A 15,100-nucleotide genomic window follows, 5' to 3' on the forward strand; every position below is an offset into this window, starting at 1 on the left:
CAAAATGGTAACTTTTACAGAACAAGAAGAACAGCAAAAGCAGTTTAAAGAAGACGTTTTAAGGGGATTAAAATCGTCTCCAAAGTTCCTTCTGCCAAAATATTTTTATGATGGGTATGGCGATAAACTTTTTCAGCAAATAATGTCTTTGCCCGAATATTATTTGACAGACGCGGAAATGGAAATATTCAAAACGCGATGTGATGAAATGATGCAGTTGGTGAGCAATTTCGAGCAAGGATTTGACCTTATTGAGCTGGGATCTGGAGATGCGCTCAAGTCCTCTCAACTATTTAAGTGTCTCTCTGATAATAATATAAACTATACCTACTACCCTATTGATATTTCCGGCGACGTCCTTGATTTGATCAACAGAACTCTTCCAGAAACAATACCTACAATAGAAATCCAAGCTATTCAGGGTGAATATCTGAAGGCTCTCCAAGAGGTGGTAGAGATTTCAACCCGCCCCAAGCTAGTGTTATTTTTGGGAGCAAATATTGGAAACATGTTTCCAGGAGAAGCAGAGGATTTTCTATTGAAACTGTATAATTTACTTTCCCCTTCCGACCTATTGATGATTGGCTTTGACCTTAAAAAAAACCCTTGGTCTATTTTTAATGCGTATAACGATTCTCAGGGGGTTACCAAGGAATTTAATCTGAACCTGCTGAAAAGGATCAATCGGGAACTGGAAGGAGATTTTAATCCAAATTTATTCGAACATTATGAAAGCTATGACCCTTGTAGCGGTGCATGTAAAAGCTATTTGATAAGCTTGGCAGACCAGGATGTAAGTATAGGTTCTGATGTAGTAAGGTTTGAGGAAAACGAGTGTATCTTTATGGAGATTTCTCAAAAGTATTCTTTGCGGGAAATAGATCTGATGGCTAAAAAAACTGGTTTTTTAATCGAAAAACATTTGTTTGACACAAGAAAGAGGTTCAGTGATGTAATTATGAAGCGAAAATAACTTCTTACATCTATTTCTTTTATATGATTACCCTTGATAAAGCCCTTTAAACAGGCAGGTGAAGGGCAACTTCGTTACTCGTGCGTACTGGTCCAGATGTGGTGCAGATCTGATGTGGATGTGATAGGGATTTCCTGTGGGATTGCTGCGGGAAAACGCTAGACAAACCCCTGTTCGACTTTCCAATGAAAAAACATCCAGCTTCTTTCAGCATTTCTGCATACTTATTAACTTTGGCAATAACTACGTTGAGATGATTACGATCTCTAATTCTTCTAATTTCTGCACTTGGTATGATGAAATTTCTGATTGCTTTTATTTTTTCTCTTATTTCTCTAACCGTTGATCCCCCAGTATCTATAACGGGCAGAGTAGTTTCAATAGCAGACGGTGATACGTTTACTATCTTAACAAATAATAAAAAGCAGGTCAAAATAAGATTATATGGGGTGGATTGCCCCGAAAAGAAACAAGACTTTGGCACGAAGGCACAACAGTTTACTTCTAAACTATGCTTCGGAAAAACAGTTATTGTCCAAGTCAAGAATAATGATCGCTACGGGCGGAAAATTGCAATTGTAAATTTGCCTGATGGGAAAATTCTGAATAAAGAACTTCTTATTGCAGGAATGGCCTGGCATTATAAGCAATACGATAAATCACGAGAATACGCAGAATTGGAATTAAAAGCCAGAGGGAAAAGAGTTGGTATCTGGAGTTCTACGAAGCCGGTTGCACCATGGGAATTCAGGAAAAATGGTAGGAGGCAACAGATACAGCCTAATAAAAGAAAAAGTTACATCCCCTGTTCTGGAGTTACCCGCGCTGGCAACAATTGCAAAAATAATGCTTCCGAAGGTGGGCGTTGCTGGCAACATCGTTTCAAAACCACAAGCTGAAAATCTTATCAGGCATTTTTTCTTTATATTCTTTACCTTAATAACAAGTTTGTTAATTTTTTCTTGCCAATTTATTATTGCAGCCACTTCATATCGCCAATTTTCTTAAAACGTATTTTCATTATAGGACCTTGGCTGAAACTTTCTGTCTTTCAGTCGTAAAAAGGTAATTGGCAACATGCCATAAAGGGGAATTAAACTAACCAATTTCGGGGATTAAGTATGAGGAAAGTTTTTGCCGCAATGCTAATTGTGGCTCTTGGGGCTTGTAAAAAAGATCATGTAGAAGAAAAAAGATCGGAAGTTATTGAACAAAAGCAAGAGGTTTTAAACGATGATGAAGATGTAGTGAACCTTTTTAGTGGCATCAAGATCTCCAGTCTGAATATAGGAGCAGTTAATTTCTCCCCCTCTAATTCCGCGTTGATTTTTAACTCTGTGGCTGTGGGGAGAAAAGACGCGAATGGGACAGAAAGTAAAATCACACTTTCGTATTCGGGATGGACCCATCCAAGCATGTTGCGGTTCGACAAAAAGTGGAACGGATACAAGTATTGGGCGGCCGTTACTCCTTATCCCAATACCGATAGTCAATATGAAAACCCGCACATTTTCTGCTCGGAGGATGGTATACTTTGGTTGGAGCCCAAAGGAATCTCCAATCCGATCGAACATGCGCCAGAAGGTATTGGGTACCATTCGGATGTGAATTTAATGTTGGATAAGGGAGTTTTGTATTGCTATTGGAGAACTAATCTCAAGGGGATAAGATCCCTTTGGGTTACTAAGAGTACGGATGGAATAACCTGGAATAAAAAAGAAAAAGTTTGTGAGTGGCCGGCAACGGCAATAGACGTAATCTCTCCCTCCTTCATCAAAGACAATGACCTCTACTACTGTTATGGGATCAGTAATTACGAAACAACCCCTGGTAACTATTACAACTCTATTTGCATAAGAAGAATGGTCTCAAGTGATCCCATTAAAGGATTTGAACCAGACAGGAACAAAGGGTACGATGTTGTTAAAATAAATAGCCGTCCGTGGGGGCAGGATCAGGACCCGTGGCATATGGAAGTAAAAAAATTTCATAATGTCTGGATCATGCTGGTAACTACCACCAATCACGGTGGCTATGGAAGCGGAGGAAGATTATTCCTTGGATATTCTTTAGATGGAATAAATTTCACCTTTAACAACTCCCCAATCTGCAAGGTTAGTGGAACCTATAAAAGTTCATTCCACGCAGTATTTAGTGCAAAGGATAAATGTATTAAGATTGAAATGTGGAGAGCTATGATGACGCATGGATGGGCTATTTTTCATGATCGATTTGTTGTACCAATGGAGTATTCACCCGATATATAAGAGCTTATTAGTTTTAGTTTAGTTTTTTCAGGGATAATAGCTTATCCCTTCTTTATTTTCGAGGGCGAGAAACATTTTTCCATTTCAGGGGGAACCACAACAAGATCTACACTATAAGTTTAGAAATTTTCCTTTAAACGCGGCAGTTTTATTTTTTTTATTAATTTTAGAGCTCTTTGTGATGATGAGTTTTTTCCAGGCAACCAGCGCATGGGATATTAATTAAAAATTTCTAAACGATTACAGTTAATAAAGTATGATCAAATTTTACGCTCTTATTAAAAGCCGTGTCCTTAACAGGCGAACCTTCACATTTTTTGGACTTCTACTCTGCTCCGCAACTGCTTTTTCGCAGAATGTTGGAATAAATGGAACAGGGACAGCACCACATCCATCTGCAGGACTGGACGTTAGCTTTACCGATAAAGGTTTGCTCATACCTAGGGTGAAACTGAAATCAAGCGCTGATATTACAACTATCCCCTCTCCCGAAATTTCATTATTAGTTTATAACACTGAAGAAATTAGCGACGTCACTCCGGGTTACTACTTCTATGATGGGCGAGCCTGGCAAAAACTTTCAACGACTAGCACAACAGGTTTGACATCTTCAAGCTGGGGGCTCAGCGGAAACAGTGTCTCTAGTGACAATCACTTTTTAGGTACAACCAATAATGATGCTCTAAAGTTCCGTACTAATAACTTACATAGGATGATCATTGATAGCGATGGAAGTGTTGGAATCGGATCAAATCCTGTATTTGCAACCGACAAAGAAAAAGTACTTATAGATTTAGGGGGATCTACAAGTGAACCACTACCTGTTACTAGTTATACTGGTCTAAACATTAAAGGATATGTTAACAACTATCTCCAGTTTAACATTCAAAACAAGTTTGCAGGGAATGCAGCAAGTACTGACATAATAGCAACTGCTGATAACGGCACAGAAGAGAATTACTATGTAGATCTCGGCATCAATAGTTCGAAAAATGATCAAAAAAAGTTTGGTGGTATCAATGATTCTTATCTGTACAATTTAGGAGGAGACTTTTTGATTGGCACTGGAGCAAATAAAAACCTGCAATTTCTTACAGGTGGACAAAGCGAAACGGCTAATGAGCGAATGAGAATAACAGGCGCCGGATTTGTAGGTATCGGAACTAAAACGCCAAGAAGTAAATTAGAGATTTACGATACTCAGGACCCTTTGAGGCTGGGAGGAGTGCAAGTAGGAACTTCTGACTTCGTTTTGGTCCTTGAAGACGAAATAGTTAAAAAAGTCGATAAGGCAACTCTAACAAGCGGAAGCTGGTCTACATCTGGAAATCAAACAACAAAAGAACTAAAGCTAGGAACAAACACGCCTTTTTCTTTAAGTTTTATTACCTCGGGCGCAGAAAGGATGAAAATAACCTCCACGAATGGTAAGGTGGGAATAGGATTTGAACAAGGAGCTTACTTTGAAGATTCAGATGCCCAACTGTTGGTCAACGGGCCAATTGAAGCTCCGAACTATTTAAGTCCGTCGGACAGGCGGCTAAAGAAAGATATCGAGAATCTTGAATACGGATTAAGTTCGATTACACAACTACAACCTGTTAGTTACAACTGGCTGGATCCTAAATTGTCAGCAAAAAAACAAATAGGACTCATTGCCCAGGATGTAAAATCTATTATTCCCGAAATCGTTCAAGGTGACGAAGATAAAGGTAAACTTAGCATCAACTACACAGAACTCATCCCGGTTTTAATCAACGCAATCAAAGAACAGCAACAAAAAATTGATTCGCAACAGAAGCAGATCGATGAGTTGAAAGAATTGATCAAACAGAAATAGAAGAACACACACACTTATTAAGGCTCGGAGAATTCCGGGCCTTTTTCATTTCGATACAGAAATTAAGACCATCCTCACCTTCATTAAAGTCCCCCAAACAACCCCACAAAAATTTTACAGCTCATATACACTTAAATATCTATTTTTAGTTTCGCTACCCGCGCTTCCTATATGAGAGAATTTGGCGAAATTGTAAGGGCTTTCAACCAGGCCCGTCTGGAAAACAAACTAACTGCATTAGCTACCGTTGTAAAGGTGGAGGGATCGGCTTATCGGCGACCTGGAGCACGAATGCTTGTAACAGAAGACGGGCTGCTCACTGGTGCTATTAGTGGAGGGTGCCTCGAAGGAGATGCTTTAAAAAAGGCTCTGCTAGTGATGCATCAGAAAAAGGCAATGCTGGTTAAGTATGATACCAGCGATGATGATGATGCCAAATTAGGTGTTGGTCTTGGTTGTAATGGAATAATCCATATCCTTATTGAGCCTATCAATTCTGACTTAGAAAATCCAATCACTTGTCTTGAACAATGTTTGCAGAGCCGCGAACACACCGTTTTTGTTACCCTTTTCAAGGAAGAGGAAAGAAATCACTCTCAAACAGGTAGCTGCCTATTCTTCTTGAAAGACAAGGTCATTCAACTGGCAGAGGTTCCGGAGAACATAAAAGAAGATATAATTGCAGATTCAAAAAATGCGCTGTACACCCAGCAGTCTCAAATAAATAATTATTCATTATCGAATTCTCCAGGCAGCCTTACCGCATTAATTGAGGTGATACCGCCAGCTGTTGTATTAAACATTATCGGAGCAGGAAACGATGTTATCCCACTTGTAAAAATGAGCACTCTGCTTGGTTGGGAAGTTGATGTTATAGACGGACGAACAAACCTTCTAACCAAGGAACGCTTTCCCAAAGCAACTCGTTTAATTACATCCAAATCAGACCAAGTCCTTTCCCATCTTAAAGTAGACCAGCATACGGTCTTTGCGCTCCTCTCTCATAATTATATTTATGATCTCAACGTTTTGAAATCCATTTTACCATTGAATATCCCATATATCGGAATCTTAGGGCCGAAAAAAAAGCTGAACAGAATCTTGCAAGAGCTTGAAGATGAAGGATTCGAATATACAGCTGATGATTTAGCGAAGCTTTATGGACCTGCTGGTTTAGATCTTGGGGCTGAGACGTCTGAAGAAATCGCGCTTTCGATTGTTGCAGAGATCAAGGCTGTACTATCGAAAAAGAAAGGAACATTTCTGCGAGATAAACAAGGTCCCATTCATGATATAGGTTCAACTGCGCATTCAAAAGAAAAAATAATGCTTCCCTACCAGTCATGCGAGAAAATATAGGATTGATTTTACTTGCGGCTGGAAATGCTTCCAGGCTTGGAGAAAGCAAACAGTTGCTTCCCTACAAGTCTAGTACGTTATTAGGGCACGCAGCCGGACAGGCAGTACAATCTAAGGCTTCACCGGTGGTGGTAGTATTAGGAGCCAGATGTGATGAACATAGATACGAATTAAGAGATCTTCCTGTACTCATCGCTTATAATCCCAATTGGGAAAGAGGTATAGGGACGTCGATAGTTGAGGGGCTTCTGGAATTAGAAAAGCAGCATCCTTCAGTAAAAGGCGTAGTGCTGATGGTATGCGATCAGCCTTACATTAGTTCATCCATAATTGATGATTTGATAAAGAAAGCTGCTTCGTCAGCGAAAGGAATTATTGCCAGTACGTACGCTGGAACAATAGGAACTCCCGCTTTATTTAAACACAGCTACTTTATTAAATTAAAGGAACTTAAAGAAGACCAAGGAGCTAAAGTATTACTTAAAGCATTTAAAGAAGATATAGAAGTTCTCCAATTTCCTGAAGGAGCCATAGACATTGATACAAAAACTGATTATATAAACTTAAAAACACCCAACCAAGCAAAGAATTAATAAAATGGCTACTTACAAACTACAGATCAATGGCCAAACAAAACAGGTGAACGTTGATCCTGACACGCCCCTGCTATGGGTACTGCGTGATCATCTGGGCCTAGTGGGAACCAAATATGGATGTGGAATTTCAGCTTGCGGTGCTTGTACTGTTCATATGGATGGTCAGGCAATCCGTTCTTGCACACTCCCCGTTTCATCAATCGGAACCGCTAAAATCATCACCATAGAAGGACTTTCAGAAAAAGGTGATCATCCAGTGCAACTAGCTTGGGACGAAGTGGACGTAGCCCAATGTGGCTATTGCCAGGCGGGTCAAATTATGACTGCTGCAGCCTTCCTGAAGAATAGTTCGAAACCCACAGATGATCAAATAGCAATAGCTATGAATGGAAATATCTGTCGTTGCGGAGCATACCATCGTATCCATGAGGCGGTTAAACTGGCCAGCACTAAAGTTTAAGTTTATGACAAGTACAACAGGCAGACGTAATTTTTTGAAGATAGCAGCAACTATTGGTGGCGGGCTTGTTCTGGGATTTGACTGGTTTAGTGCGAACGCTGAAATAGCAGTAAATGCACTTTCTAAAGCAGAATTGGCAGAGGGCACAAGCTTAAACAGCTATCTCTATATAGCACAGGATAACACAATCACTATCTTTTCCCCCAATCCCGAGGTTGGTCAGAACATAAAAACCTCTTTCCCCACTATCATAGCGGAGGAATTAGATGCGGACTGGACAAAGGTCAAAGTTGTTCAAGCTCCTTTTGATAACAGCCGTTTTGAAAGACAGGTAACAGGTGGAAGCGGAGCTACACCGCACTCCTACAAAAAATTGAGAAGGGTTGGTGCTACAGCCAGACAAATGCTGCTTGAAGCTGCTTCTAAACAATGGAATGTTCCGGTAGCAGAATGCAGCACTGAAAATGGTTTTGTAATCCACTCTTCAGGTAAAAGATCAAGTTATGGAGAGCTTTCCATAGAAGCTTCTAAGTTAAGTGTTCCTCAGGATGTAAAACTTAAAGACAGAAAAGATTTCAAGCTCATTGGCAAAAGGGTAAAAAATGTAGAAAACAAGAATATTGCAACAGGCAAAGCTTTGTATGGAATGGATTTTTACCGCGAAGGAATGCTTTATGCTATGGTCCAGCGTCCGGAAGGTTTTGGCATGAAGCTAAAGGCAGTAGAGTCGGCTGCAGCAAAAGCGATGCCTGGGATTATTGATGTAATAACCTTTAAAAACAATGTTGCAATCATCGGCAAATCAACCTGGCAACTTCTTAAAGCTCGTAAAGCATTAAAGGTAACGTATGAGAATACGGAAAAGCTGGAATCGACAGATGATCATAACAGGATCTTTTCAGAGCTAATGGCAAAGCCGGAAGCTACAGTAAGACGAAAAAATGGTGATCCCGACGCGGCCTTTGCAAGTGCTGCTAAAATAATCAAAAGCGAATATCAGTGCCCCTTCCTTCCTCACAATCCGATGGAACCCATGAACTTCTTTGCCGATGTAAAAACGGATAGTGTTGAACTTGTGGGACCAACACAAAATCCAGGCTCAGCAAGAAGTTCAGTTTCTAAATTGCTGGGAATTCCGGAAAATAAAATTTCACTGGAGATAACTCGTATTGGTGGTGGTTTTGGAAGAAGATTAATGGATGACTTCGTTCTGGAGGCAGCAGAACTGTCAAGCATTTTAAAAGCACCAGTAAAAGTGGTCTGGTCAAGGGAAGACGACATGATGGGCGGTTACTATCGTCCGGCGGTGCGCTATCGCTTTGAAGCGGCATTGGATGCTAAAAATGACCTTATTGGTTACCGTTTACGGGGTGCTGGCATAAATGCCGGTAATCCAACCCGCGAAAACAACTTCCCTTCCGGAGCGGTAGAAAATCTACTTATTGAATCAATAGAGCATAAATCACCTATAAGTACTGCTCCATGGAGAGCACCTATTACTAACTTTCTGGCCTTCGCTGAACAAAGCTTTTTAGATGAAGTAGCGCTGGCGACAGGAAAGGATCCGGTCCAATTCAGACTTGATCTGCTAAATAAAGCTAAAACAGCCCCTGTTGGTCCTGTGCGGTACGATGTTGATCGCATGATTGGAGTAATTAAGCTGGCAGCAGAAAAATCCGGCTGGGGAACAAAGAAAGAAGTATCTCAGGGCTTTAGCGTCTATTTCTCACATGCCTCCTACGTGGCTATAGTTGCTGAGGCCAGCATAAAAAACAACAAGCCTCAGATAAGCAAAATTTATGCAGCGACTGATTGCGGCGAAGTAGTGAGTCCAATGGGAGCGCGTCAACAAGTTATTGGAGGAATTGTAGATGGTTTTGGTCACGCCATGTACGGAAAACTTTCTTTTAAGAATGGGACACCCGAGCAAAATAACTATCATAAATACCGGCTAATCCGGATGAGAGAAATTCCGGAAGTTGAAGCTCATTTTGTCGATAACGGACTGGATCCTACCGGTCTTGGAGAACCTTCCTTACCTCCTACTTCAGGAGCTGTGGCAAATGCTATCTATAAGGCAACTGGTAAGCGTATCAGGAATCAGCCTTTTATTGATGAAGCACCATTTAAAGTAAAAGCCACAGTATAATCAACTGCTATAAAAGAAGTCTTCGCCATCCGGAGACTTCTTTTGCCATCCTCCTATAAATTCATGCCTTGTTTCTTCTATGTTAAATAGTACTTTTGCAGAAATTATGTCACTCAGACATACCGCTAAATAAATTATTAAATCAAGATCATGAGTATCGGACTGTCGGAACAGGAAATTTTACGCCGTGAGGCATTAAAACAACTGCGAGATCTGGGAATTGAGCCCTATCCTGCTGAAGCATTTGAGGTAAACGTTACAGCACAAGACATAAAGGAAAACTACGAGCGTGATAAGACTAATTACAAGAACGTAAGTTTCGCCGGCCGGATCATGAGTCGCCGGATCATGGGAAGTGCTTCCTTCGTGGAGCTTCAGGATTCTACAGGTCGTATTCAGGCTTACCTAAAACGCGACGACCTTTGTCCGGGTGAAGATAAAACACTATATAACACCGTATTCAAAAAGCTTTTAGACATTGGTGATTTTGTTGGTATAAAAGGGTATGTATTTACCACTCAAACCGGTGAGATCTCAATCCATGCTTCTGAATTTATCGTCCTTGCCAAATCTTTAAAACCTCTTCCAATTGTTAAAAGGGATGAGGAAGGCCATGTATACGACGGTTTCACTGATCCTGAGTTACGCTACCGTCAGCGTTATGTCGACTTAACGGTTAATCCTCAATTAAAGCAGATCTTCATCAATCGCTCAAGGGTTATCAATACAATGCGCAGCTACTTCGACAACCAGGGATGGATGGAAGTTGAAACGCCAATCCTTCAACCGGTACATGGTGGCGCTGCTGCCCGTCCGTTTAAAACTCATCACAATACATTAGATATGCCTTTATATCTTCGTATTGCTAACGAGCTTTACTTAAAGCGTCTGATAGTAGCCGGATTTGACGGTGTCTATGAGTTTGGTAAGATGTTCCGTAATGAAGGAATGGACAGAACTCACAATCCGGAGTTTACTTCAATGGAGATCTACGTAGCATATAAAGACTATGTATGGATGATGGAGATGGTTGAGGAATGTCTGGAGAAAGTTGCTACGGCTATTCACGGAAACACAATTGTTCCCGTTGGCCAACATCAGATAGATTTTGCTGGTCCTTATGAACGCCTTTCAATGTTCGAATCTATCCAAAAATATACAGGTATTGACGTTTCCGAATTGAATGAAGAAGGTTTGAGGAAAGTTTGTGCCGACCTGGACATTAACGTAGATCCAACCATGGGTAAAGGGAAACTGATCGACGAGATATTTGGTGCAAAAGTTGAAGCCAATCTTATACAGCCGACGTTCATTACAGATTATCCTGTAGAAATGACCCCTCTTGCTAAGAAACACAGAAGCAAAGAAGGTCTGGTGGAGCGTTTCGAACTGTTCGTTAACGGAAAAGAGATTGCTAATGCCTATTCAGAGCTTAACGACCCTATTGATCAGCGGGAGAGATTTGAGGATCAACTAACTTTGGCTAATCGTGGTGACGAAGAAGCGATGGCGATGGATGAAGATTTCCTTCGTTCTCTTGAATACGGAATGCCTCCTACTGCTGGTTTGGGAATCGGAATTGACCGTTTGGTAATGTTGATGACCAACCAAAGCACTATTCAGGAAGTATTGTTCTTCCCGCAAATGCGTCCGGAGAAAAAATTGAAGGTTGCTTCTATCGACGATTTTAAAGCGATTGGAGTTCCTCAGGAGTGGGTTCCAGTATTAATTAAAATGGGCTTCAACACTATTGAGGAATTAAAGGCAGCTAATCCGAATAAGGTATTCAATGACCTTGGAGGAATGAGAAAGAAATTAAAGCTTGATATCGCTGTTCCTACCAAGGAAGAAGTGACTCAATGGTTTGAATAGAAAATATGTTAATTTGTGTAAGGCCCGTTCATCAGCGGGCCTTTTTTATTAGATTTAATTGTTTTTAATTCAAGACTTATCCTGTCACGTATTTTAACCGCCAGTTGTCAATCGAAATTGATGGAAACTTTAAGACCTTTACTAACTACCTACGCTTATAATATACTTGGCTCTTTTGATGACGCAAAAGATGTGGTGCAAGACTCTTATCTCAAATTCATTGAGCTTGATCCATCCCACATTGAAAATCGTGAAGCCTACCTCAAAAGAATGGTTATTAATAAAGCTATCAATCACAAAAAACGGTTGAATAAATTGGTCAGAAATCATCCGGGGGAATGGTTACCTGAGCCAGTTTCAAATGAAGGCTCGGACACTTCTATCTTAAGAAAGGAGGTAATTTCCTATTCCATGATGGTTTTAATGGAAAAACTTAGTCCCAAGCAACGAGCTGTTTTTATATTAAAGGAGGCATTCGATTTCGATCATTCAGAAATAAGTGAACTTATCGGAATTACTGAGGAAAACTGCAGACAACTTTTAAGCCGCGCAAAAAAACAGGTGAAAAGCGAAGGCCCCTTACGTCAAACAACCACTCCCAATAATTTCTTACCGAGATACCTGCAAGTACTACAACGAGCAGATACAGAAGGATTAAAAGCCTTGTTAAGGGAAGAAATAAGAATAGTCTCAGATGGAGGAGGAAAAGTGAGCGCTAGCATCAATCCTATTCAGGGAAAAGAAAATTCGTTGGCGATGCTTCATGGGATTTACCGGAAATTCTATTCAGATAAGCTGGTTGAGCTAAGGCTAATGAATCACCAGCCTGCCCTTTTCTATTACGATGAAGGATCACTTACATCTTGTATGATATTTTCACTTGTAGATGAAATGCTGGAAAACGTTTACATTGTCAGAAACCCTGATAAGTTAAAGAACCTCGAAAAAATTGGAACACCTGTCACGTTTTGATAATTCGTTTTGTCATTAGGGCAAAACTTACAAATTATGGAACGTATATCTTTTAGCAAATTACCTGCAGGTGTATACGAGTCGATGACTCATGTACAAAACGTGATTGATAACTATGGATTAGACTTCAAACTTCTTGAGTTAATGCGAATGAGGGTCTCTCAAATTAACGGTTGCGCTTACTGTTTAGACATGCATTACAAAGAGGCTATACATGCCGGGGAGGAACCATTACGACTAATGTCAATTTCAGCCTGGAGAGAAACCCCGTATTATTCGCCTACTGAACAAGCAGTTTTGGCTTTCGCAGAACGGCTAACGAAAATGCCAGATGGAGAGCACAATGATGATATCCACGATGAATTGAATAAGTACTTCAGCAAAGACGATATCGCTATACTAACCCTTGCAGTAGCTCAAATCAACTCATGGAACAGGCTGGTGAAGTCCTTTGGACCGGTACCGGGTAAGTATAAAGTAAGAATCGCGGAATCTGTTTAAGCTCCGGAAAAAAGCTTTCTCACTGCACTAGGTCCCCAAGCGCATCCGCGATGCGCTTTTTTAATGCTTTAAATTTTCTATTCATTCACTTCATCCTTCCTTCCTTCCTTCCTTCCTTCCTTCATTCCTTCCTTCATTCATTCATTCATTCCCTCCTTCACTCCTTCAATATTTACTTCGAATAAAAAATGATTGAAATCACACTTTTGTCATTATCTTACAGATTACATTGTATTCTATGGCATATAGACATTATTGATGTTGCCTCGGCGAAAGTTTTATTATATTTGTAATAATTTTAAATAAGATATGAATCTCCCAATATACTTAGACAACAACGCAACTACTCCAATGGATCCGAGGGTTCTGGAGGCTATGATTCCTTATTTTACTCAAAAATTTGGAAACGCAGCAAGCCGTAATCACGCTTTTGGATGGGCTGCAGAAGAGGCAATTGATTATGGCCGTGAGCAAGTGGCTAAACTGATTGGAGCGAATGAGAAAGAGATCATCTTCACATCAGGAGCTACTGAAGCTGATAACCTTGCTATCAAAGGTGTATTCGAGATGTACAAAGATAAAGGTAATCACATTATTACTTGTGTTACCGAGCATAAAGCTGTTTTAGATACTTGTAAACACCTCGAAAAACTAGGAGCTTCTATTACTTATCTTCCGGTAAAAGAAGATGGACTAGTTGACCTTGAAGAATTAGAAAAAGCATTTACGGATAAGACCATCCTTGTTGCTATCATGTATGGTAATAACGAGATAGGTGTTATTCAACCTATAAAAGAAATTTCTGCTATTACCCATAAACACGGTGCTTTGTTCTTTACAGATGCGACCCAAGCTTGTGGCAAGATCCCTGTAGACGTAAATGCTGATGGAATCGATCTTTTAGCTTTTTCAGCACACAAAATGTACGGACCAAAAGGTGTAGGTGCTTTGTATGTTCGTCGTAAAAATCCAAGGGTGAAAGTAACAGCTCAAATGGACGGTGGAGGTCATGAGCGCGGCATGCGTTCTGGTACTCTTAACGTTCCGGGAATTGTTGGTTTTGGTAAAGCTTGCGAATTGGCTCGCCTGGAAATGGCTGATGAAGCAGTACGCCTGTCGGCTTTACGCGACAAGCTTGAGTCGTCTTTGAAAACACTTGAAGAAAGCTATGTAAACGGAAACGTTGAGAACAGACTTCCTCATGTGGCTAATATTTCCTTCAAATATGTTGAAGGTGAAGGATTAATGATGGCTATGAAAGATATGGCTGTTTCTTCAGGTTCGGCTTGTACTTCTGCTTCATTAGAGCCATCTTACGTATTAAAAGCCTTAGGGTTATCCGATGATTTGGCACACTCTTCGATACGTTTTGGTCTTGGAAGATTTACAACTGAAGAAGAAGTAGATTTTGCTATTGAGCAAACTAAAAAAGCTGTTAATCACCTTCGCGACCTTTCTCCTCTTTGGGAAATGTTCAAAGAAGGGATCGACCTTAGCAAGGTTGAGTGGGTTGAGCATTAAGCTCGCGTCCTCCTTAAGGAGGAATTTGTTGTCGCCCTAGACAAAATAGTATGAGCGACAAAACGTAAATCGTAAATCTAAAAATCGTAAATAAACAAGCTATGGCTTATTCAGATAAAGTTATTGATCATTACACCAACCCTCGTAACGTTGGTACATTAGATAAAAGCAGCACTAAAGTTGGTACTGGTTTAGTTGGAGCTCCGGAGTGTGGTGACGTTATGCGTTTGCAAATTGAAGTGAACGAAGAAAATGTTATTACAGATGCTAAGTTCAAAACTTTTGGCTGTGGCTCAGCAATTGCTTCGTCCTCTTTAGCTACAGAATGGTTAAAAGGTAAAACTATTGATGAGGCAATGAGCATCGACAATATGGATATTGTTGAAGAACTTGCTTTACCGCCAGTAAAAATCCATTGTTCTGTTCTTGCAGAAGATGCTATTAAAGCTGCTATAAACGACTATCGTACAAAGAACGGTTTAGAGCCGATCGAGAGCGAGAAGTCACACCATTAATAAGTTGTAGGGTTTAAGATGGCGGGTAGTAATTCAGCAAATCTTTTACCAAGCACTTGTAATAAGGATTTACAT

13 protein-coding genes are annotated in these 15,100 nt (G+C 40.3%); all 13 read left to right on the forward strand.

What is annotated here, in order from left to right:
* Positions 1-4: 4 nt before the first annotated feature.
* Positions 5-973, forward strand: a complete 969-nt coding sequence (locus tag J4N25_RS02300; protein ID WP_207420524.1) for an L-histidine N(alpha)-methyltransferase — start codon at positions 5-7, stop codon at positions 971-973.
* Positions 974-1,266: 293 nt separating this feature from the next.
* Positions 1,267-1,872: a thermonuclease family protein gene (locus J4N25_RS02305; protein WP_207420525.1), complete on the forward strand. Its 606-nt coding sequence runs from the start codon at positions 1,267-1,269 to the stop codon at positions 1,870-1,872.
* 222 nt (positions 1,873-2,094) lie between these two features.
* Entirely contained in the window at positions 2,095-3,240 is a 1,146-nt protein-coding gene (locus J4N25_RS02310; RefSeq protein ID WP_207420526.1) for a hypothetical protein, read from the forward strand.
* Positions 3,241-3,496: 256 nt separating this feature from the next.
* A complete protein-coding gene (locus J4N25_RS02315; RefSeq protein ID WP_207420527.1) occupies positions 3,497-5,080 on the forward strand; it encodes a tail fiber domain-containing protein in 1,584 nt (527 codons plus the stop codon).
* 171 nt (positions 5,081-5,251) lie between these two features.
* Positions 5,252-6,439 carry an XdhC family protein gene (locus J4N25_RS02320; protein WP_207420528.1) on the forward strand — a complete coding sequence of 396 codons (1,188 nt, stop codon included), beginning with the start codon at positions 5,252-5,254 and terminating at the stop codon, positions 6,437-6,439.
* A complete protein-coding gene (locus J4N25_RS02325; protein ID WP_207420529.1) occupies positions 6,424-7,032 on the forward strand; it encodes a nucleotidyltransferase family protein in 609 nt (202 codons plus the stop codon). The genes J4N25_RS02320 and J4N25_RS02325 overlap by 16 nt, the downstream gene beginning before the upstream one ends.
* A 4-nt stretch (positions 7,033-7,036) precedes the next feature.
* Positions 7,037-7,495: a (2Fe-2S)-binding protein gene (locus J4N25_RS02330; protein ID WP_207420530.1), complete on the forward strand. Its 459-nt coding sequence runs from the start codon at positions 7,037-7,039 to the stop codon at positions 7,493-7,495.
* A gap of 4 nt (positions 7,496-7,499) precedes the next feature.
* A complete protein-coding gene (locus J4N25_RS02335; protein WP_207420531.1) occupies positions 7,500-9,644 on the forward strand; it encodes a xanthine dehydrogenase family protein molybdopterin-binding subunit in 2,145 nt (714 codons plus the stop codon).
* A gap of 150 nt (positions 9,645-9,794) precedes the next feature.
* On the forward strand, positions 9,795-11,516 hold the full coding sequence (gene lysS, locus J4N25_RS02340) for a lysine--tRNA ligase (protein WP_207420532.1): 1,722 nt from the start codon (positions 9,795-9,797) through the stop codon (positions 11,514-11,516).
* A gap of 120 nt (positions 11,517-11,636) precedes the next feature.
* Positions 11,637-12,488 (forward strand): sigma-70 family RNA polymerase sigma factor, encoded by an 852-nt coding sequence (locus J4N25_RS02345; RefSeq protein ID WP_207420533.1) that lies wholly within the window; start codon positions 11,637-11,639, stop codon positions 12,486-12,488.
* Positions 12,489-12,524: 36 nt separating this feature from the next.
* Positions 12,525-12,989 (forward strand): carboxymuconolactone decarboxylase family protein, encoded by a 465-nt coding sequence (locus J4N25_RS02350; protein WP_207420534.1) that lies wholly within the window; start codon positions 12,525-12,527, stop codon positions 12,987-12,989.
* Positions 12,990-13,298: 309 nt separating this feature from the next.
* Positions 13,299-14,510 (forward strand): IscS subfamily cysteine desulfurase, encoded by a 1,212-nt coding sequence (locus J4N25_RS02355; RefSeq protein WP_207420535.1) that lies wholly within the window; start codon positions 13,299-13,301, stop codon positions 14,508-14,510.
* Between the two features lie 101 nt (positions 14,511-14,611).
* A complete protein-coding gene (gene iscU / locus J4N25_RS02360; RefSeq protein WP_207420536.1) occupies positions 14,612-15,025 on the forward strand; it encodes a Fe-S cluster assembly scaffold IscU in 414 nt (137 codons plus the stop codon).
* The last annotated feature ends 75 nt before the right edge of the window (positions 15,026-15,100 follow it).

This window comes from Desertivirga brevis, from assembly GCF_017355835.1.